This is a genomic window from Citrobacter sp. MGH104, assembly GCF_001034485.1.
Taxonomy (GTDB): domain Bacteria; phylum Pseudomonadota; class Gammaproteobacteria; order Enterobacterales; family Enterobacteriaceae; genus Citrobacter; species Citrobacter freundii.
In genome coordinates this window covers 873,362-892,867 of record NZ_KQ089818.1, presented here as the reverse complement: position 1 = coordinate 892,867, position 19,506 = coordinate 873,362, and the positions used below count along the sequence as shown (strand labels likewise).

The following is a 19,506-nucleotide window of genomic DNA, read 5'->3' as shown; positions in this document are numbered from 1 at the left end:
CGTTAACTATTTTTTAAATTTACAAAATTTACATGTTTTCCATTAGTCAGAATCATACGGCAGCTAAAAATACGGCTCTTTCTCGTTGCTATATTCCGATGAATATCACGGGTTTTAAAATAGCTCAGAAAGAGCATTGTTTCGTTTGTTAAACCAAATACATCCTTATTTTCACTTGGTTACACTAAGCGAAACTGAAGGGAGGCACATTACAAATGGAGTTGTTTGATTCTGAATGCACAGCATTAACCCGGTATGACCCGCGAGTAAGTGAAAAACTATGATAAATGCAAATCGTCCGATAATTAACCTCGACCTCGATCTGCTGAGAACCTTTGTTGCTGTTGCCGACCTAAATACCTTCGCGGCTGCGGCAGCTGCAGTATGTCGAACTCAGTCTGCGGTAAGTCAGCAAATGCAGCGCCTTGAGCAACTTGTGGGGAAAGAGTTGTTCGCGCGTCATGGACGCAACAAACTGCTGACCGAACATGGTATCCAGCTGTTGGGTTATGCCAGGAAAATACTGCGATTTAATGATGAGGCATGCTCATCATTGATGTTTAACAATCTTCAGGGGGTGTTAACTATCGGTGCTTCTGATGAATCCGCCGACACCATACTCCCATTTCTGCTTAACCGCATTAGTTCGGTTTATCCGAAACTTGCCCTTGATGTAAGAGTGAAACGCAATGCTTACATGGTGGAGATGCTTAAGTCGCAAGAAGTGGATTTAGTGGTAACCACGAATCGCCCTGACGATTTTGAATGCCTGAATTTGCGGACTTCACCGACGCACTGGTATTGCGCAGCCGAATATATCCTGCAAAAAGGCGAACCCGTGCCGTTAGTTCTGCTGGACGATCCCAGCCCGTTTCGCGATATCGTGCTGGCGACGTTGAATGCCGCACAGATCCCGTGGCGTCTGGCTTATGTCGCTTCAACATTACCTGCGGTCCGCGCGGCGGTAAAAGCAGGGCTTGGCGTTACTGCGCGTCCTGTAGAAATGATGAGCCCGGATTTACGCGTACTGGGTGCGGCGGACGGATTGCCACCTCTGCCTGATACCGAGTATCTGTTGTGCAGCGATCCGGCCACGCAAAATGAATTAGCTCAGGCTATCTTTAAGTCGATGCAGACATATCAAAATCCTTGGCAATACAATCAGTTTACCCCTGAAGGGGGAGATGACTCGCTGATTGTTGAAGGCGACTTTGAGTAAAGCGTCACAAAAAAACGTTTAAAAATGTAAGTGTAAAAAAGAGCCACTGATGATGAAAAAACATCCAGCGGCTCTTTTTTTATGCAAATATTACTGCTTTCTGTTCATTCATATACTAAAACTTAACAAAATCAGCAGGTAAAAAAACAGACTGACAATAGGGTGAAAAATAATCAGCCGCGTTGCTAAATGTTTCCATGTTAAAAAACTAGAGAAATTGTTGCTGTTTTTTATGGTGAATTAACAAAAGCGTGTCACAGATCAAGAAAATACTCCCATTTAGGGGGAGGCATCTGGGTGAATTCCTGTCAAAATAGACGTGTATTATCTTTTTTACTTCACTACGGACACGATTCAACAACATTAAAAATGACCGATGATGCAATCGAAATGGGTCTAAAGAGCACTTTATGTTAATGAAGTTGGATTAGTGTAAAATAATGTGAGGAAACTTTTGTTAAAGTTGACAAAAGGTTATAGAAAGGAGTAAAAAACCCCATCAATTAGCTGTATAAAATGATTTTTCACAGTGATTGTAAGGTTTTTTTTATTCCTCCCCATGAATCGATGTGGCGTTCATCTGCCGAAAAGAGCAGAGAATTTGGCGCTACTTTTGATGAGTAAGCAATGAGTATGTCAACATCCACTGAAATCATCGCTCATCACTGGGCATTCGCTATCTTTCTTATCGTTGCCATTGGCCTGTGTTGCCTGATGCTCGTCGGCGGCTGGTTTTTAGGGGGTCGCGCACGCGCGAGATCTAAAAACGTGCCGTTTGAATCAGGTATCGACTCGGTCGGCACCGCCCGCCTGCGCCTGTCTGCCAAGTTTTATCTGGTAGCCATGTTCTTCGTTATCTTCGACGTTGAAGCGCTGTATCTGTTCGCATGGTCAACTTCTATCCGTGAAAGCGGTTGGATTGGCTTTGTGGAAGCTGCAATTTTTATTTTTGTGTTACTGGCAGGTCTGGTTTATCTGGTGCGTATTGGCGCGCTGGACTGGACGCCCGCGCGTTCACGCCGCGAGCGTATGAACCCGGAAACGAACAGTATCGCTAATCGTCAACGCTAACCGCGAGGCATTAAGATGGATTATACGCTCACCCGCATAGATCCTAACGGTGAGAACGACCGTTACCCCCTGCAAAAACAGGAGATCGTAACCGACCCCCTGGAACAAGAAGTTAACAAAAACGTGTTCATGGGCAAACTGCATGACATGGTTAACTGGGGCCGTAAAAACTCAATTTGGCCATATAACTTTGGCCTTTCCTGCTGCTACGTTGAGATGGTGACCTCGTTTACCGCCGTGCACGATGTGGCCCGTTTTGGTGCGGAAGTACTGCGTGCATCGCCGCGTCAGGCTGACCTGATGGTCGTAGCCGGAACCTGCTTTACCAAAATGGCGCCAGTTATTCAGCGCCTCTACGATCAGATGCTGGAACCGAAATGGGTTATTTCCATGGGCGCATGCGCCAACTCCGGCGGGATGTACGACATCTATTCTGTGGTGCAGGGCGTTGATAAATTTATTCCGGTCGATGTGTACATCCCGGGATGTCCGCCGCGCCCAGAAGCGTATATGCAGGCTCTGATGCTGCTGCAAGATTCCATTGGCAAAGAACGCCGTCCGCTCTCCTGGGTGGTTGGCGATCAGGGCGTTTATCGCGCCAATATGCAATCAGAACGCGAGCGTAAACGCGGCGAACGTATTGCTGTAACGAATCTTCGTACACCAGACGAGATTTAATTTGCGCCTGTCGGCAGCAGCACTTCCTTCGCTTATCACTACATAAATAGCGCGAAGCACTGCCGACCACCACGGACCATTTGCAATGGTGAACAATATGACCGACTTAACCGCGCAAGACGCTGCATGGCAAACACGGGATCACCTTGATGACCCGGTCATTGGCGAACTGCGCAACCGTTTTGGGCCGGATGCCTTTACCGTTCAGGCGACTCGCACCGGGGTACCCGTTGTTTGGGTCAAGCGTGAACAATTACTGGAAGTTGGCGATTTCTTAAAGAGACTGCCGAAACCTTACGTCATGCTGTTTGACTTACACGGCATGGACGAACGTCTGCGTACGCACCGCGAAGGGTTACCCGCCGCGGATTTTTCCGTTTTCTATCACCTGATCTCCATTGAACGCAATCGCGATATCATGCTCAAGGTGGCTTTGTCTGAAAACGATCTGCGCGTACCGACTTTCACCAAACTGTTCCCGAACGCCAACTGGTATGAGCGTGAAACCTGGGAAATGTTTGGCATCGACATCGAAGGTCACCCGCACCTGACGCGTCTGCTGATGCCGCATACCTGGGAAGGCCATCCGCTGCGTAAAGACTACCCGGCGCGTGCGACTGAATTCGACCCGTTTGAGCTGACTAAAGCCAAACAGGATCTGGAAATGGAAGCGCTGACCTTCAAACCTGAAGATTGGGGCATGAAGCGTAGCACCGAAAATGAGGACTTCATGTTCCTCAACCTCGGTCCTAACCACCCGTCTTCCCACGGTGCGTTCCGTATTGTGCTGCAGCTTGATGGCGAAGAAATCGTCGACTGCGTACCTGACATCGGCTACCACCACCGTGGCGCTGAAAAGATGGGCGAACGTCAGTCCTGGCACAGCTACATTCCGTACACTGACCGTATCGAGTACCTCGGCGGCTGCGTTAACGAAATGCCTTACGTACTGGCGGTTGAGAAACTGGCAGGCATCACCACGCCGGATCGCGTCAACGTGATTCGCGTCATGCTGTCTGAACTGTTCCGTATCAACAGCCACCTGCTGTACATCTCCACGTTCATTCAGGACGTCGGCGCGATGACCCCAGTATTCTTCGCCTTTACCGACCGTCAGAAAATCTACGACGTCGTGGAAGCGATCACCGGTTTCCGTATGCACCCGGCCTGGTTCCGTATCGGCGGTGTGGCACACGATCTGCCGCGCGGTTGGGACAAACTGCTGCGTGATTTCCTCGACTGGATGCCAAAACGTCTGGATTCTTACGAGAAAGCCGCGCTGCGTAACACCATCCTGAAAGGCCGTTCGCAGGGTGTTGCAGCTTACGGTAAGAAAGAAGCGCTGGACTGGGGTTGTACCGGTGCTGCGCTGCGTGCGACCGGTATTGATTTCGACGTGCGTAAAGCGCGTCCGTACTCTGGCTATGAAAACTTTGACTTTGAGGTCCCGGTTGGCGGCGGCGTGTCCGACTGCTATACCCGCGTGATGCTGAAAGTTGAAGAGCTGCGCCAGAGTCTGCGCATCCTTGAGCAGTGCCTCAATAACATGCCGGAAGGCCCGTTCAAAGCGGATCACCCGCTGACGACGCCGCCACCGAAAGAGCGCACGCTGCAACATATCGAAACCCTTATCACCCACTTCCTGCAGGTTTCGTGGGGTCCGGTTATGCCGGCAAACGAATCCTTCCAGATGGTGGAAGCGACCAAGGGTATCAACAGTTACTACCTGACCAGCGATGGCAGCACCATGAGTTACCGTACCCGTATCCGTACCCCGAGCTATGCGCACCTGCAGCAGATCCCGGTAGCGGTACGTGGCAGCCTGGTGTCCGACCTGATCGTCCATCTGGGTAGTATCGATTTTGTTATGTCAGATGTGGACCGCTAATTATGCACGAGAATCAACAACCACAAACCGAGGCTTTTGAGCTGAGTGCGGCTGAGCGTGAAGCGATTGAGCACGAGAAGCACCACTACGAAGACCCGCGTGCGGCGTCCATTGAAGCGCTGAAAATCGTTCAGAAACAGCGTGGCTGGGTGCCGGATGGGGCGATCTATGCGATCGCTGATGTGCTGGGTATTCCGCCAAGCGACGTAGAAGGTGTTGCTACGTTTTATAGCCAGATCTTCCGCCAGCCGGTAGGTCGCCACGTGATCCGCTATTGCGACAGCGTGGTGTGCCATATCAACGGCTACCAGGGGATCCAGGCCGCGCTTGAGAAAAAACTCAACATCAAGCCGGGGCAGACGACTTTTGATGGTCGCTTTACGCTGCTGCCGACCTGTTGCCTGGGGAACTGCGACAAAGGGCCAAACATGATGATCGATGAGGATACTCACGCTCATCTGACCCCAGAAGGCATTCCCGAACTGCTGGAGCGGTATAAATGAAAGACATTATCCGTACTCCCGAAACCCATCCGCTGACCTGGCGTCTGCGTGATGACAAACAGCCGGTCTGGCTGGACGAATACCGTAGCAAGAACGGCTACGAAGGTGCGCGTAAGGCCCTGACCGGGCTGTCACCGGACGAAATCGTTAATCAGGTAAAAGACGCTGGCCTGAAAGGGCGCGGCGGCGCGGGCTTTTCCACCGGTCTGAAGTGGAGTCTGATGCCGAAAGACGAATCCATGAACATCCGTTACCTGCTGTGTAACGCCGATGAAATGGAGCCGGGCACCTATAAAGACCGTCTGCTGATGGAACAGCTGCCGCACCTGCTGGTGGAAGGCATGCTGATTTCCGCGTTTGCGCTGAAAGCGTACCGTGGTTACATCTTCCTGCGCGGTGAATATATCGAAGCAGCCGTGCATCTGCGTCGCGCGATCGCCGAAGCGACCGAAGCCGGTCTGCTTGGCAAAAACATTATGGGCACCGGTTTCGACTTCGAACTGTTTGTCCACACTGGGGCAGGGCGTTACATCTGCGGTGAAGAAACCGCGCTGATCAACTCCCTCGAAGGTCGCCGTGCTAACCCACGCTCCAAGCCGCCGTTCCCGGCAAGCTCTGGCGCATGGGGTAAGCCGACCTGCGTAAACAACGTCGAAACCCTGTGTAACGTACCGGCTATCCTCGCGAACGGCGTGGAGTGGTACCAGAACATTTCGAAGAGCAAAGACGCGGGCACCAAGCTGATGGGCTTCTCCGGTCGTGTGAAGAACCCTGGCCTGTGGGAACTGCCTTTCGGTACTACCGCGCGTGAGATCCTCGAAGATTACGCGGGTGGCATGCGCGATGGCCTGAAGTTCAAAGCCTGGCAACCTGGCGGCGCGGGGACTGACTTCCTGACCGAAGCACACCTCGATCTGCCGATGGAATTCGAAAGCATTGGTAAAGCAGGTAGCCGTTTGGGCACCGCGCTGGCAATGGCTGTCGATCACGAGATTGGCATGGTTCCTCTGGTGCGTAACCTCGAAGAGTTCTTTGCCCGCGAGTCCTGTGGCTGGTGTACGCCGTGCCGTGATGGTCTGCCGTGGAGTGTGAAAATTCTGCGCGCGCTTGAGCGTGGCGAAGGCCAGCCTGGGGATATCGAGACACTTGAGCAACTGTGTCGTTTCCTCGGCCCGGGTAAAACCTTCTGTGCACACGCACCGGGTGCAGTGGAACCGCTGCAGAGCGCCATTAAATATTTCCGCGAAGAATTCGAAGCTGGCATCAAGCAGACCTTCAGCAATACCCACGCTATTGGTGGTATTCAGCCGAACCTGCTGAAAGAGCGCTGGTGATCACAGGGTTAGCCCTGTGTCGCGATAAGAAATTCGATTAACGCTCGGTTACGACCGAGCCAACTGGAAGCATGCTGACTATGGCTACGATTCATGTAGACGGCAAAGAATATGAGGTCAACGGAGCGGACAACCTGCTGGAAGCTTGTCTGTCTCTTGGCCTTGATATTCCGTACTTTTGCTGGCACCCGGCGCTGGGAAGCGTCGGTGCTTGCCGCCAGTGTGCGGTGAAGCAATATCAGAACGCGGAAGACACGCGTGGTCGCCTGGTGATGTCTTGTATGACACCGGCCACCGAAGGCACCTTTATTTCTATTGATGACGAAGAAGCGAAGCAGTTCCGCGAAAGCGTCGTGGAGTGGTTGATGACTAACCACCCGCACGACTGTCCGGTCTGTGAAGAGGGCGGCAACTGCCACCTGCAGGATATGACCGTCATGACCGGTCACAGCTTCCGTCGCTACCGCTTCACGAAGCGTACTCACCGTAACCAGGACCTGGGGCCGTTCATCTCTCACGAAATGAACCGCTGCATCGCCTGCTATCGCTGTGTACGTTACTACAAAGATTACGCCGATGGTGCGGATCTGGGTGTGTATGGCGCACATGACAACGTCTACTTCGGTCGTCCGGAAGACGGTACGCTCGAAAGCGAATTCTCTGGCAACCTGGTTGAAATTTGTCCAACCGGCGTCTTCACCGATAAAACGCACTCCGAGCGTTATAACCGTAAATGGGACATGCAGTTTGCGCCGAGCATCTGCCAGCAGTGTTCCATTGGCTGTAACACCAGCCCGGGCGAGCGCTACGGTGAACTGCGTCGTATCGAAAACCGTTATAACGGTACCGTTAACCACTACTTCCTCTGCGACCGTGGTCGTTTCGGCTATGGTTACGTGAACCTGAAAGACCGTCCGCGTCAGCCGGTACAGCGTCGTGGCGATGACCTGATCACGCTGAACGCCGAGCAGGCGATGCAGGGCGCGGCAGATATTCTGCGTCAGTCGAAGAAAGTGATTGGTATCGGCTCCCCGCGCGCCAGCGTTGAAAGTAACTTCGCGCTGCGTGAACTGGTCGGTGCGGATAACTTCTATACCGGTATCGCTCAGGGCGAACTGGATCGTCTGCAACTGGCGCTGAGCGTACTGCGTGACGGCGGGATTCATACTCCGGCTCTGCGCGAAATCGAATCTTATGATGCGGTTCTGGTGCTGGGCGAAGATGTCACCCAGACCGGCGCACGCGTTGCGCTGGCGGTGCGTCAGGCGGTGAAAGGTAAAGCGCGTGAAATGGCGGCGGCACAGAAAGTGGCTGACTGGCAGATCGCAGCAATCCTTAATATCGGCCAGCGTGCTAAGCATCCGCTATTCGTTACCAACGTCGATAACACCCGTCTGGACGATATCGCCGCTTGGACCTATCGCGCACCGGTTGAAGATCAGGCGCGTTTAGGTTTCGCTATCGCCCACGCGCTGGATAACAACGCGCCGGCGGTTGACGGTATTGACCGTGACCTGCAGAACAAAATTGACGTTATCGTTCAGGCACTAGCCGGGGCGAAGAAACCACTGATTATTTCCGGCACCAACGCCGGTAGCGCCGAAGTGATTCAGGCGGCTGCCAACGTGGCGAAGGCGCTGAAAGGCCGTGGCGCAGAAGTCGGCATCACCATGATTGCTCGCTCGGTTAACAGCATGGGCCTCGGCATGATTGGCGGTGGTTCCCTTGACGATGCGCTGACCGAGCTGGAAACAGGCCGCGCTGACGCTGTTGTGGTGCTGGAAAATGACCTGCATCGCCATGCTTCAGCCGCTCGCGTTGATGCCGCGCTGGCGAAAGCGCCGCTGGTACTGGTCGTTGACCATCAGCGTACGGCAATTATGGAAAACGCCCATCTGGTGCTTTCCGCTGCAAGCTTCGCCGAAAGCGATGGTACGGTGATTAACAACGAAGGCCGCGCCCAGCGTTTCTTCCAGGTTTATGACCCATCCTACTACGACAGCAACACCGTAATGCTGGAAAGCTGGCGCTGGCTGCACTCGCTGCACAGCACCGTGCAGAGCCGTGAAGTGGACTGGACGCAGCTCGACCACGTTATCGACGCGGTTGTTGAGAAGTTGCCGCAGCTGGCGGGCATTAAAGATGCCGCGCCGGACGCAAGCTTCCGTATCCGTGGACAGAAGCTGGCGCGTGAACCGCACCGCTACAGTGGGCGTACTGCAATGCGCGCCAACATCAGCGTACACGAACCGCGTCAACCACAGGACAAAGACACTATGTTCGCTTTCTCTATGGAAGGGAACAACCAGCCGTCTGCACCGCGTTCACAAATTCCGTTTGCCTGGGCTCCGGGCTGGAACTCCCCACAGGCGTGGAACAAGTTCCAGGATGAAGTGGGCGGTAAACTGCGTCATGGCGATCCGGGCGTGCGCCTGATCGAAGCTTCTGCGGATGGTATGGATTACTTCACTACCGTTCCGGCGAGCTTCCAGGCTCAGGATGGTCAGTGGCGTATCGCGCCTTACTATCACCTGTTTGGCAGTGACGAAATGTCCCAGCGTGCGCCGGTCTTCCAGACCCGTATGCCGCAGCCGTACATCAAACTCAACCCGGCTGATGCCGCGAAGTTGGGTGTTAATGCCGGTACGCGCGTTTCTTTCAGCTACGATGGCAACACGGTTACGCTGCCGGTTGAAATCGCTGAAGGATTAACGGCAGGGCAGGTTGGTTTGCCGATGGGCATGCCTGGCATCGCGCCGGTTCTGGCAGGTGCGCGTCTTGAGGATCTGCAGGAGGCACAACAATGAGTTGGATTACACCCGATCTGATTGAGATCCTGCTGAGCATTCTCAAAGCGGTGGTGATCCTGCTGGTGGTGGTCACCTGCGGGGCATTCATGAGCTTTGGCGAACGTCGTCTGCTGGGTCTGTTCCAGAACCGTTACGGACCGAACCGTGTTGGCTGGGGCGGTTCGCTCCAGCTGGTTGCGGACATGATCAAGATGTTCTTTAAAGAAGACTGGATCCCGAAATTCTCGGATCGCGTCATCTTTACCCTGGCACCGATGATCGCCTTCACCTCGCTGCTGCTGGCTTTCGCCATCGTGCCGGTGAGTCCGAACTGGGTGGTTGCTGACCTGAACATCGGGATCCTGTTCTTCCTGATGATGGCGGGCCTCGCGGTATACGCGGTGCTGTTCGCCGGCTGGTCCAGTAACAACAAATACTCCCTGCTCGGTGCGATGCGTGCGTCTGCGCAGACCCTGAGCTACGAAGTGTTCCTCGGACTTTCCCTGATGGGCGTGGTGGCGCAGGCCGGTTCATTTAACATGACCGACATCGTCAACAACCAGGCTGATATCTGGAACGTTATTCCGCAGTTCTTTGGTTTTGTCACCTTTGCCATCGCGGGCGTGGCGGTGTGTCACCGTCACCCGTTTGACCAGCCAGAAGCCGAGCAGGAACTGGCCGACGGTTACCACATTGAATATTCCGGTATGAAATTCGGTCTGTTCTTCGTGGGTGAATACATCGGTATCGTCACCATTTCTGCACTGATGGTTACCCTGTTCTTCGGTGGCTGGCATGGCCCGTTCTTACCGCCATTCGTCTGGTTCGCGCTGAAAACCGCGTTCTTCATGATGATGTTCATTTTGATTCGTGCGTCGTTACCGCGTCCTCGTTATGACCAGGTAATGTCCTTCGGCTGGAAAGTCTGTCTGCCGCTGACGCTCGTCAACTTGCTGGTAACTGCGGCTGTCATTCTCTGGCAGGCGCAATAAGGGACACAAAGACCATGACCTTAAAAGAATTGTTCGTAGGTTTCGGCACCCAGGTACGCAGTATCTGGATGATCGGCCTGCATGCGTTCGCGAAACGCGAAACGCAGATGTACCCGGAAGAGCCGGTCTATCTACCGCCCCGTTTTCGTGGTCGTATCGTTCTGACTCGTGATCCAGACGGTGAAGAGCGCTGCGTTGCCTGTAACCTGTGTGCGGTAGCGTGTCCGGTAGGCTGTATCTCTTTGCAAAAAGCAGAGACCAAAGATGGCCGCTGGTATCCGGAGTTTTTCCGCATTAACTTCTCACGCTGCATTTTCTGCGGCCTGTGCGAAGAAGCCTGTCCGACAACGGCTATTCAGCTGACTCCAGATTTCGAGCTGGGTGAGTACAAGCGCCAGGACCTGGTTTACGAGAAAGAGGATCTGCTGATCTCCGGTCCGGGCAAATACCCGGAATATAACTTCTACCGGATGGCAGGTATGGCAATCGACGGCAAAGATAAGGGCGAAGCAGAGAACGAAGCCAAGCCTATCGACGTCAAGAGCCTGTTACCGTAAGGAGAGGGGCAATGGAGTTCGCTTTTTATATCTGTGGCCTGATAGCCATTCTCGCAACCTTGCGGGTGATCACCCACACCAATCCGGTACACGCACTGCTGTATCTGATTATTTCGCTGCTGGCGATTTCCGGGGTGTTCTTCTCGTTAGGCGCTTACTTCGCCGGTGCGCTGGAAATTATCGTCTACGCGGGCGCTATCATGGTGCTGTTCGTATTCGTGGTAATGATGCTCAACCTCGGTGGTTCTGAAATTGAACAGGAACGCCAGTGGCTGAAACCTCAGGTGTGGATTGGTCCGGCGATTCTGTCGGCCATCATGCTGGTGGTCATTGTTTACGCCATTCTGGGCGTAAACGATCAGGGCATCGACGGGACGCCAATTAGCGCGAAAGCAGTCGGCATTTCCCTGTTCGGACCGTATGTACTGGCGGTCGAACTGGCTTCGATGCTGCTGCTGGCGGGCCTGGTTGTGGCCTTCCACGTGGGGCGCGAAGAGCGTTCAGGTGAAGTGCTGAGCAATCGCACTGATGACCGCGCGAAAAGAAAAACGGAGGAGCACGCATGATCCCCTTACAACATGGACTGATCCTCGCTGCGATTTTATTCGTCCTGGGTTTGACCGGTCTGGTTATCCGCCGCAATCTGCTGTTTATGCTGATCGGGCTGGAAATCATGATTAACGCCTCCGCGCTGGCCTTTGTGGTCGCCGGAAGCTACTGGGGCCAGACCGATGGTCAGGTGATGTACATTCTCGCCATCAGCCTTGCGGCTGCGGAAGCGAGCATTGGACTTGCGCTGTTGCTGCAACTTCATCGCCGTCGCCAGAACCTGAACATCGATTCAGTAAGTGAGATGCGTGGATGAACATGCTTGCCTTAACCATTATTCTGCCATTTATTGGCTTTGTATTACTGGCGTTTTCTCGTGGTCGTTGGTCAGAAAATCTGTCCGCTACCGTGGGTGTCGGGTCGATTGGTCTGGCCGCGCTGGTGACTGCGTTTGTTGGCGTTGATTTCTTTGCCAATGGCCAGCAGGCTTACAGCCAGCCGCTGTGGACCTGGATGTCAGTCGGCGACTTCAACATCGGTTTTAACCTGGTGCTGGACGGCCTGTCGCTGACCATGCTCTCCGTGGTGACCGGCGTCGGTTTCCTGATCCACATGTTCGCCTCCTGGTATATGCGCGGAGAAGAGGGCTATTCTCGTTTCTTCGCCTACACCAACCTGTTTATCGCCAGCATGGTGGTTCTGGTGCTGGCGGATAACCTGCTGCTGATGTACCTCGGCTGGGAAGGCGTGGGCCTGTGCTCCTATCTGCTGATTGGTTTCTACTATACCGATCCGAAGAATGGCGCTGCGGCAATGAAAGCCTTCGTGGTAACCCGTGTTGGTGACGTATTCCTGGCGTTCGCGCTGTTCATCCTCTACAACGAGCTGGGCACGCTGAACTTCCGCGAAATGGTGGAACTGGCGCCTGCGCACTTTGCAGATGGTAACAACATGCTGATGTGGGCAACCCTGATGCTGCTGGGCGGTGCGGTCGGTAAATCTGCGCAGTTGCCGTTGCAAACATGGCTTGCTGATGCGATGGCCGGCCCGACGCCTGTCTCTGCGCTTATCCACGCTGCGACGATGGTTACCGCCGGTGTCTACCTGATTGCACGTACGCACGGCCTGTTCCTGATGACCCCAGAAATCCTGCACCTGGTGGGGATTATCGGTGCCATCACTCTGGTGCTGGCGGGTTTTGCTGCGCTGGTACAGACCGACATCAAACGCGTTCTTGCGTACTCCACCATGAGCCAGATTGGTTATATGTTCCTGGCTCTCGGTGTACAGGCGTGGGATGCGGCGATTTTCCACCTGATGACGCACGCCTTCTTTAAAGCGCTGCTGTTCCTGGCATCCGGCTCGGTTATCCTGGCTTGCCACCACGAACAGAACATCTTCAAGATGGGCGGACTGCGTAAGTCAATTCCGCTGGTGTATCTCTGCTTCCTGATCGGTGGCGCGGCGCTGTCGGCTCTGCCGCTGATTACCGCTGGCTTCTTCAGTAAGGATGAGATTCTGGCCGGTGCAATGGCGAATGGTCATATTAATCTGATGGTTGCAGGTCTGGTCGGTGCGTTCATGACCTCTCTGTACACCTTCCGTATGATTTTCATCGTGTTCCACGGTAAAGAACAAATTCACGCTCATGCAGGGAAGGGGATTACCCATCATCTGCCGCTGATTGTGCTGATGATCCTGTCCACCTTCGTTGGCGCGCTGATTGTGCCACCGCTGCAGGGTGTACTGCCTGCGACGACCGAACTTGAGCATGGTCGCGTTATGACGCTGGAAATTACCTCCGGTATCGTAGCGATTGCGGGCATCCTGATCGCAGCATGGCTGTGGCTGGGTAAACGCCAGCTTGTGACATCGATTGCCAACAGTGCGCCGGGCCGCCTGCTGGGTACCTGGTGGTATAACGCCTGGGGCTTCGACTGGCTGTACGACAAAGTGTTCGTCAAGCCGTTCCTGGGTGTTGCCTGGTTGCTGAAACGCGATCCGCTCAACTCAATGATGAACATTCCGGCGATCCTTTCCCGCTTTGCAGGTAAAGGCCTGCTGTTGAGCGAGAACGGTTATCTGCGCTGGTATGTGGCATCAATGAGCATCGGCGCCGTCGTTGTGCTGGCACTGTTGATGGTACTGCGTTGAGTTTGAGGATTGTGGGGTTGATGTCGGATGGCGCTGGTGCTTATCCGACCTACGGGAATCTGTAGGCCCGGTAAGCGTTCGCGCCACCGGGCAAAAAAAGCCGCAATCCGAAGTGAATTTTCTGTTTGAGAATTCGTTGAAAATCAGGTCCTGATGGGACTTTAACAAGGAATAAAGATCGCCATGTTACTACCCTGGCTAATATTAATTCCCTTTATCGGTGGCTTCCTGTGCTGGCAGACCGAACGCTTTGGCGTGAAGGTGCCGCGCTGGATCGCGCTGATTACCATGGGATTGACGCTGGCGCTTGGCCTGCAACTGTGGTTGCAGGGCGGCTATTCACTGACGCAATCCGCTGGCATTCCGCAGTGGCAGTCTGAGTTTGTCCTGCCGTGGATCCCACGTTTTGGCATCTCTATTCATCTGGCTATCGACGGTCTGTCGCTGCTGATGGTAGTGCTGACCGGTCTGCTCGGTGTTCTGGCGGTACTTTGCTCCTGGAATGAAATCGAAAAATACCAGGGCTTCTTCCATCTGAACCTGATGTGGATCTTAGGCGGCGTGATCGGCGTGTTCCTTGCCATCGACATGTTCCTGTTCTTCTTCTTCTGGGAAATGATGCTGGTGCCGATGTACTTCCTGATCGCGTTGTGGGGGCATAAAGCCTCTGACGGTAAAACGCGTATCACGGCGGCGACCAAGTTCTTCATTTATACCCAGGCGAGTGGTCTGGTGATGTTGATTGCCATCCTGGCGCTGGTGTTTGTGCACTATAAAGCGACCGGTGTGTGGACCTTCAACTATGAAGAGTTGCTGAATACCCCGATGTCCCACGGTGTGGAATATCTGCTGATGCTGGGCTTCTTCATCGCCTTCGCGGTGAAAATGCCGGTGGTTCCGCTGCACGGCTGGTTGCCGGATGCACACTCCCAGGCGCCGACGGCAGGTTCCGTTGACCTGGCGGGGATCTTGCTGAAAACCGCGGCTTATGGTCTGCTGCGCTTCTCTCTGCCGCTGTTCCCGAACGCGTCGGCGGAGTTTGCACCTATCGCAATGTGGCTGGGCGTTATCGGTATCTTCTACGGCGCGTGGATGGCCTTTAATCAGTACGATATCAAACGCCTGATCGCTTACACCTCCGTATCGCACATGGGCTTCGTACTGATTGCTATCTACACCGGCAGCCAACTGGCGTACCAGGGTGCTGTTATCCAGATGATTGCGCACGGTCTGTCCGCAGCCGGTCTGTTCATTCTGTGTGGTCAGCTGTACGAACGTCTGCACACGCGTGATATGCGTATGATGGGCGGCCTGTGGGGCAAAATGAAATGGTTGCCTGCGCTGTCGATGTTCTTCGCCGTGTGTACGCTGGGTATGCCGGGTACAGGTAACTTCGTTGGCGAATTTATGATTCTGTTCGGCAGCTACCAGGTAGTTCCGGTCATTACCGTGATCTCGACCTTTGGTCTGGTGTTTGCCTCTGTTTACTCGCTGGCGATGTTGCATCGCGCTTACTTCGGTAAAGCGAAGAGCCAGATTGCCAGTGTTGAACTGCCAGGGATGTCGCTGCGTGAGCTGTTTATCATCCTGTTGCTGGTCGTGCTTCTGGTACTGCTTGGCTTCTATCCGCAGCCGATTCTGGATACCTCGCATTCTGCGATGAGCAACATCCAGCAGTGGTTTGTTAATTCCGTTACTACTACAAGGCCGTAAATCGCCATGACAATAACTCCACAACACCTGATTGCGCTGCTACCGCTGCTGATCGTCGGCTTGACGGTGGTGGTTGTGATGCTCTCCATTGCGTGGCGACGCAATCACTTCCTCAATGCCACGTTATCGGTCATTGGGCTTAACGCCGCGCTGGTTTCGCTCTGGTTTGTTGGCCAGGCGGGCGCCATGGACGTCACCCCGCTGATGCGGGTTGACGGTTTCGCCATGCTCTACACCGGACTGGTGCTGCTGGCCAGTCTTGCCACCTGTACCTTTGCTTACCCGTGGCTGGAAGGCTACGACGACAACCGGGAAGAGTTCTACCTGTTGGTGCTGATTGCCGCACTCGGCGGTATTCTGCTGGCTAACGCTAACCATCTGGCGGCGCTGTTCCTTGGTATTGAGCTGATCTCTCTGCCGCTGTTTGGTCTGGTTGGCTATGCGTTCCGTCAGAAACGTTCGCTGGAAGCCAGTATCAAATACACCATTCTGTCTGCCGCAGCGTCTTCCTTCCTGCTGTTCGGTATGGCGCTGGTGTACGCGCAGTCTGGCAATCTGTCGTTTGTTGCGCTCGGTAAGAGCCTCGGCGACGGCATGCTGCACGAACCGCTGCTGCTGGCGGGCTTCGGTCTGATGATTGTTGGCCTCGGCTTTAAACTTTCGCTGGTTCCGTTCCACCTGTGGACGCCAGACGTTTACCAGGGCGCTCCGGCTCCGGTTTCCACCTTCCTGGCGACGGCGAGCAAAATCGCTATCTTCGGCGTGGTGATGCGTCTGTTCCTGTACGCACCGGTAGGGGATAGCGAAGCGGTACGTATCGTACTGGGCGTGATTGCCTTTGCTTCCATCATCTTCGGTAACCTGATGGCGCTGAGCCAGACCAATATTAAACGTCTGCTCGGTTACTCTTCTATCTCTCATCTCGGCTACCTGCTGGTGGCGCTGATTGCTCTGCAGAGCGGTGAGATGTCGATGGAAGCGGTTGGCGTTTACCTGGCCGGTTACCTGTTCAGCAGCCTCGGCGCGTTCGGTGTGGTCAGCCTGATGTCCAGCCCGTACCGTGGCCCGGATGCGGACTCCCTGTTCTCCTACCGTGGTCTGTTCTGGCATCGTCCGATCCTCGCGGCAGTGATGACGGTAATGATGCTGTCTCTGGCCGGTATCCCGATGACGCTGGGCTTTATCGGTAAGTTCTACGTACTGGCAGTCGGTGTGCAGGCTAACCTGTGGTGGCTGGTTGCCGCTGTGGTGGTCGGTTCGGCGATTGGTTTGTACTACTACCTGCGTGTTGCCGTGAGCCTGTACCTGAGCGCACCGCAACAGCTGAACCGCGATGCGCCATCCAACTGGCAGTACAGCGCGGGCGGTATCGTGGTGCTGATTTCTGCCCTGCTGGTACTGGTGCTGGGTATTTACCCGCAACCGCTGATCAGCATTGTGCAGTTAGCGACTCCGCTGATGTAAGGCTACATGCAGTAACGAAAAAACCCGCCTCGGCGGGTTTTTTTATGCGTGAAATACGGTCAGTTCAATAGCTGACGGCTCACCAGCGGACCGCTGATGCCTTTTGCTGTGCGATCCATCACTTCCTGGATCACTGAAGAAAGCTCATTGACTTCGAATTTGGCCACGTAGCCATCCGCTTTTACTCGGCGAACATGATCTTCGTTCGCACTACCGGAAAGCGAAGAGTGGATAACGACCGGGATCTTCTTCAGGCGTTCGTCGGTTTTTATTTTGCGGGTAAGCGTAAAACCGTCCATCTCCGGCATTTCGAGATCGGTGAGTACCAGGGCGATCTTCTCGCTAATAGGCTTGCCCTCCGCCAGTGCTTCTGCGGAAAGCTGCTGTATTTTTTCCCACGCATCCTGGCCCGTTACATGCATCAGATGCGGGATTTCCATGGCGTTAAGCCCTTTTTCCAGCATTGCGCGGGCCACTTTTGAATCATCTGCCACAATCGCCACCGCACCCGGCGTGATGTTGAATTTATTGGTTTTCAGATCGGTTGCGCGCAGGTCGTGGTTCGCCGGTACGATGTCATACAAGATCTGCTCAACGTCGAGCACCAGCGCCAGGTTGTTGGTCTCTTTGTTATCGTCCAGGCAAGCGATACTGGTGATATAGCGACCATTGACGGCTTTCTCGGCGGTATGCACCTGTTGCCAGTCCAGGCGCATAATGTTTTCCACTGACTCCACCGCAAACGCCTGGACGCTGCGGGCATATTCTGTGATCAACAGGATGTTGAGTCCGGTCTCTGGTTTACAGCCCGCGACGGCGGGCAGGTCAATCACCGGGATCACCTGATCGCGAATATTAACCATACCCAGCAGCGGGGCCTTCATACCAGCCGGACGCGTAAAGGTCGGCATCGGCACGATTTCACGCAGCTTGAATACGTTGATGCCAAATAGCTCTGATTTCTGCTCCTCAACAGATTTGCCGAGGCGAAATAGCAGCAGTTCAAAACGGTTAGACAGGGTTAGGTTTGTCCTGTCATCAATATCTTTCTGGAAATTGTTCATCCTGTCCTCAGTGTGAAAGCCAGCCTTTCCACTGTTATCGGCACTGAGGCGGAAAAATAAAGCGTTAAACGCTGAAAATGGCGAAATCGTGTGCCAGTTCCGTGTCTGGAAAAATCGCTTTGCACTCTTCAAGCAAACGCTGACAGCCTTTTTCATCATAGCGTGAGCTAACGTGGGTCATGATCAGGCGTCCCACTCCGGCATCCAGCGCCAGCTGTGCTGCTTGTCGGGTTGAGCTGTGCCCGCGACTGTTCGCTTTCTCCTCCATTGAGGCATCCAGCGTGGTTTCGTGTACCATGACATCTACACCTCGAGCCAGTTCAATGGCGGACGCGCAGGGTCCTGTGTCACCGAAAATAGCGACTGATTTTCCCCTGGTGGCCGGGGCGAGGAAGTCGGCGCCGTGGATCGTACGTCCATCCTCCAGCACGATAGTTTTCCCGGCTTTCAAATCCTGAAACCACGGGCCCGCTTTAACACCTGCCGCCTTCAGGGCGCTAGCGTCAAGCGCACCGGGTTTGTCATGCTCTTGAATGCGAAAACCGTAGCACTCCAGCGGATGCGCCAGCGGGTACGCCGTGACTTTACGCAGGCCGTCATCGACAATCTCACCTGCGGTGATTTCCACAATTTCCATCGGATAATCGGTCCAGGAGCCGCTCAGACGTAATGCGGTTTCGGTAAACTCTCGCAACCCTTTTGGCCCGTAAAGCGTCAGAGGCTGGACATTGCCGGCCATTGAGCGACTGCACAGTAGTCCCGGTAAACCAAACAGGTGATCGCCGTGCAGATGGCTGATAAAAATACGATCGAGTTTTCCTGGATTGAAAGGAGTGGTGAGCATCTGATGCTGCGTCCCTTCACCGCAATCAAAAAGCCACAGCCCCGCCTGAGTCGGGTGTTGCAGATTCAGTAAAATTGCCGTTACATTGCGTGAGCGAGTGGGGACTCCCGCTGACGTGCCTAAAAATAGTAATTCCATCTTCGCGTTACACTTTTCGCCATCAATAAGGCAGGGTGTTCAGGTTATCACAACATAGGGGCAGACAATGATTCACTGGCAAGATCTCCACCATGCAAAGCTGAGTACCCAACAACTGTACGCACTACTTCAGTTGCGATGCGCGGTGTTTGTAGTTGAGCAACAGTGTCCGTACCAGGATGTGGATGGCGATGACCTGGTTGGAGAGAATCGCCATATTCTGGGCTGGCATAACGATGAGCTAGTGGCGTATGCGAGGATTCTGAAAAGCGATGACGAACTGGAGCCGGTGGTGATTGGTCGGGTGATTGTAAGCGAAGCGCTGCGCGGTGAAAAACTGGGGCAACAGCTGATGGCCCAGACGCTGGCATCCTGCGCGCAACACTGGCCACACAAGGCGTTATATCTGGGCGCGCAGGCGCATCTGCAATCGTTCTATGCGCGCTTTGGCTTTGTTCTGGTAACGGATATCTATGACGAAGACGGTATTCCACACGTCGGAATGGCGCGGGAAGCACATCAGGCGTAAACAGGCACAAACAGTCCAGG

At 54.2% G+C, this 19,506-nt stretch carries 17 protein-coding genes; 15 read left to right on the top strand and 2 right to left on the bottom strand.

Going from position 1 to position 19,506, the window contains the following annotated elements:
* The first annotated feature begins 280 nt into the window (after window positions 1-280).
* The 14 genes from lrhA to nuoN all read left to right on the top strand — a co-directional run bounded on the left by lrhA (window position 281) and on the right by nuoN (window position 16,911).
* Window positions 281-1,219, top strand: a complete 939-nt coding sequence (lrhA, locus tag SK34_RS04200; RefSeq protein WP_003028079.1) for a transcriptional regulator LrhA — start codon at window positions 281-283, stop codon at window positions 1,217-1,219.
* A 627-nt stretch (window positions 1,220-1,846) separates the two neighbouring features.
* A complete protein-coding gene (gene nuoA / locus SK34_RS04195) occupies window positions 1,847-2,290 on the top strand; it encodes an NADH-quinone oxidoreductase subunit NuoA (RefSeq protein WP_003028077.1) in 444 nt (147 codons plus the stop codon).
* 15 nt (window positions 2,291-2,305) lie between these two features.
* Window positions 2,306-2,968, top strand: a complete 663-nt coding sequence (gene nuoB / locus SK34_RS04190; RefSeq protein ID WP_003028075.1) for an NADH-quinone oxidoreductase subunit NuoB — start codon at window positions 2,306-2,308, stop codon at window positions 2,966-2,968.
* A gap of 85 nt (window positions 2,969-3,053) precedes the next feature.
* Window positions 3,054-4,856 (top strand): NADH-quinone oxidoreductase subunit C/D, encoded by a 1,803-nt coding sequence (nuoC, locus tag SK34_RS04185; RefSeq protein ID WP_003028072.1) that lies wholly within the window; start codon window positions 3,054-3,056, stop codon window positions 4,854-4,856.
* 2 nt (window positions 4,857-4,858) lie between these two features.
* Window positions 4,859-5,359 (top strand): NADH-quinone oxidoreductase subunit NuoE, encoded by a 501-nt coding sequence (nuoE, locus tag SK34_RS04180; protein WP_003845087.1) that lies wholly within the window; start codon window positions 4,859-4,861, stop codon window positions 5,357-5,359.
* A complete protein-coding gene (nuoF, locus tag SK34_RS04175; protein WP_003839356.1) occupies window positions 5,356-6,693 on the top strand; it encodes an NADH-quinone oxidoreductase subunit NuoF in 1,338 nt (445 codons plus the stop codon). Before nuoE ends, nuoF begins: the two co-directional genes overlap by 4 nt.
* 80 nt (window positions 6,694-6,773) lie before the next feature.
* On the top strand, window positions 6,774-9,500 hold the full coding sequence (nuoG, locus tag SK34_RS04170; protein ID WP_044714107.1) for an NADH-quinone oxidoreductase subunit NuoG: 2,727 nt from the start codon (window positions 6,774-6,776) through the stop codon (window positions 9,498-9,500).
* Window positions 9,497-10,474: an NADH-quinone oxidoreductase subunit NuoH gene (gene nuoH / locus SK34_RS04165; RefSeq protein ID WP_003028063.1), complete on the top strand. Its 978-nt coding sequence runs from the start codon at window positions 9,497-9,499 to the stop codon at window positions 10,472-10,474. The genes nuoG and nuoH overlap by 4 nt, the downstream gene beginning before the upstream one ends.
* Before the next feature lie 14 nt (window positions 10,475-10,488).
* Window positions 10,489-11,031, top strand: a complete 543-nt coding sequence (gene nuoI, locus SK34_RS04160; protein ID WP_003028062.1) for an NADH-quinone oxidoreductase subunit NuoI — start codon at window positions 10,489-10,491, stop codon at window positions 11,029-11,031.
* Window positions 11,032-11,042: 11 nt separating this feature from the next.
* Window positions 11,043-11,597 carry an NADH-quinone oxidoreductase subunit J gene (gene nuoJ / locus SK34_RS04155; protein ID WP_003028059.1) on the top strand — a complete coding sequence of 185 codons (555 nt, stop codon included), beginning with the start codon at window positions 11,043-11,045 and terminating at the stop codon, window positions 11,595-11,597.
* Window positions 11,594-11,896: an NADH-quinone oxidoreductase subunit NuoK gene (gene nuoK / locus SK34_RS04150; protein WP_000612644.1), complete on the top strand. Its 303-nt coding sequence runs from the start codon at window positions 11,594-11,596 to the stop codon at window positions 11,894-11,896. Before nuoJ ends, nuoK begins: the two co-directional genes overlap by 4 nt.
* The gene (gene nuoL, locus SK34_RS04145) at window positions 11,893-13,734 is read left to right on the top strand and encodes an NADH-quinone oxidoreductase subunit L (protein WP_003027695.1); all 1,842 of its coding nucleotides are present in this window, start codon (window positions 11,893-11,895) and stop codon (window positions 13,732-13,734) included. The genes nuoK and nuoL overlap by 4 nt, the downstream gene beginning before the upstream one ends.
* 183 nt (window positions 13,735-13,917) lie before the next feature.
* The gene (gene nuoM, locus SK34_RS04140) at window positions 13,918-15,447 is read left to right on the top strand and encodes an NADH-quinone oxidoreductase subunit M (RefSeq protein ID WP_003027692.1); all 1,530 of its coding nucleotides are present in this window, start codon (window positions 13,918-13,920) and stop codon (window positions 15,445-15,447) included.
* A 6-nt stretch (window positions 15,448-15,453) separates the two neighbouring features.
* Entirely contained in the window at window positions 15,454-16,911 is a 1,458-nt protein-coding gene (gene nuoN / locus SK34_RS04135; RefSeq protein ID WP_003027689.1) for an NADH-quinone oxidoreductase subunit NuoN, read from the top strand.
* A gap of 59 nt (window positions 16,912-16,970) precedes the next feature.
* On the opposite strand, the gene SK34_RS04130 is transcribed toward nuoN, so the two are convergent.
* Together SK34_RS04130 and rbn are read right to left on the bottom strand one after the other, a co-directional pair.
* On the bottom strand, window positions 16,971-17,975 hold the full coding sequence (locus tag SK34_RS04130) for a chemotaxis protein (RefSeq protein ID WP_003839364.1): 1,005 nt from the start codon (window positions 17,973-17,975) through the stop codon (window positions 16,971-16,973).
* 64 nt (window positions 17,976-18,039) lie between these two features.
* Window positions 18,040-18,957, bottom strand: a complete 918-nt coding sequence (gene rbn, locus SK34_RS04125) for a ribonuclease BN (protein WP_003845091.1) — start codon at window positions 18,955-18,957, stop codon at window positions 18,040-18,042.
* A 67-nt stretch (window positions 18,958-19,024) separates the two neighbouring features.
* Between rbn and SK34_RS04120 the strand changes: the two genes are divergently transcribed.
* The gene (locus SK34_RS04120) at window positions 19,025-19,486 is read left to right on the top strand and encodes a GNAT family N-acetyltransferase (RefSeq protein WP_048232440.1); all 462 of its coding nucleotides are present in this window, start codon (window positions 19,025-19,027) and stop codon (window positions 19,484-19,486) included.
* Window positions 19,487-19,506: the final 20 nt, after the last annotated feature.

Coding starts and splice junctions, on each gene's coding strand:
- lrhA (WP_003028079.1), top strand. CDS start 281: ATGATAAATGCAAATCGTCCGATAATTAACCTCGACCTCGATCTGCTG.
- nuoJ (WP_003028059.1), top strand. CDS start 11,043: ATGGAGTTCGCTTTTTATATCTGTGGCCTGATAGCCATTCTCGCAACC.
- nuoG (WP_044714107.1), top strand. CDS start 6,774: ATGGCTACGATTCATGTAGACGGCAAAGAATATGAGGTCAACGGAGCG.
- nuoL (WP_003027695.1), top strand. CDS start 11,893: ATGAACATGCTTGCCTTAACCATTATTCTGCCATTTATTGGCTTTGTA.
- nuoA (WP_003028077.1), top strand. CDS start 1,847: ATGAGTATGTCAACATCCACTGAAATCATCGCTCATCACTGGGCATTC.
- nuoN (WP_003027689.1), top strand. CDS start 15,454: ATGACAATAACTCCACAACACCTGATTGCGCTGCTACCGCTGCTGATC.
- SK34_RS04130 (WP_003839364.1), bottom strand. CDS start 17,975: ATGAACAATTTCCAGAAAGATATTGATGACAGGACAAACCTAACCCTG.
- rbn (WP_003845091.1), bottom strand. CDS start 18,957: ATGGAATTACTATTTTTAGGCACGTCAGCGGGAGTCCCCACTCGCTCA.
- nuoM (WP_003027692.1), top strand. CDS start 13,918: ATGTTACTACCCTGGCTAATATTAATTCCCTTTATCGGTGGCTTCCTG.
- nuoK (WP_000612644.1), top strand. CDS start 11,594: ATGATCCCCTTACAACATGGACTGATCCTCGCTGCGATTTTATTCGTC.
- nuoE (WP_003845087.1), top strand. CDS start 4,859: ATGCACGAGAATCAACAACCACAAACCGAGGCTTTTGAGCTGAGTGCG.
- nuoI (WP_003028062.1), top strand. CDS start 10,489: ATGACCTTAAAAGAATTGTTCGTAGGTTTCGGCACCCAGGTACGCAGT.
- nuoH (WP_003028063.1), top strand. CDS start 9,497: ATGAGTTGGATTACACCCGATCTGATTGAGATCCTGCTGAGCATTCTC.
- nuoC (WP_003028072.1), top strand. CDS start 3,054: ATGGTGAACAATATGACCGACTTAACCGCGCAAGACGCTGCATGGCAA.
- nuoF (WP_003839356.1), top strand. CDS start 5,356: ATGAAAGACATTATCCGTACTCCCGAAACCCATCCGCTGACCTGGCGT.
- SK34_RS04120 (WP_048232440.1), top strand. CDS start 19,025: ATGATTCACTGGCAAGATCTCCACCATGCAAAGCTGAGTACCCAACAA.
- nuoB (WP_003028075.1), top strand. CDS start 2,306: ATGGATTATACGCTCACCCGCATAGATCCTAACGGTGAGAACGACCGT.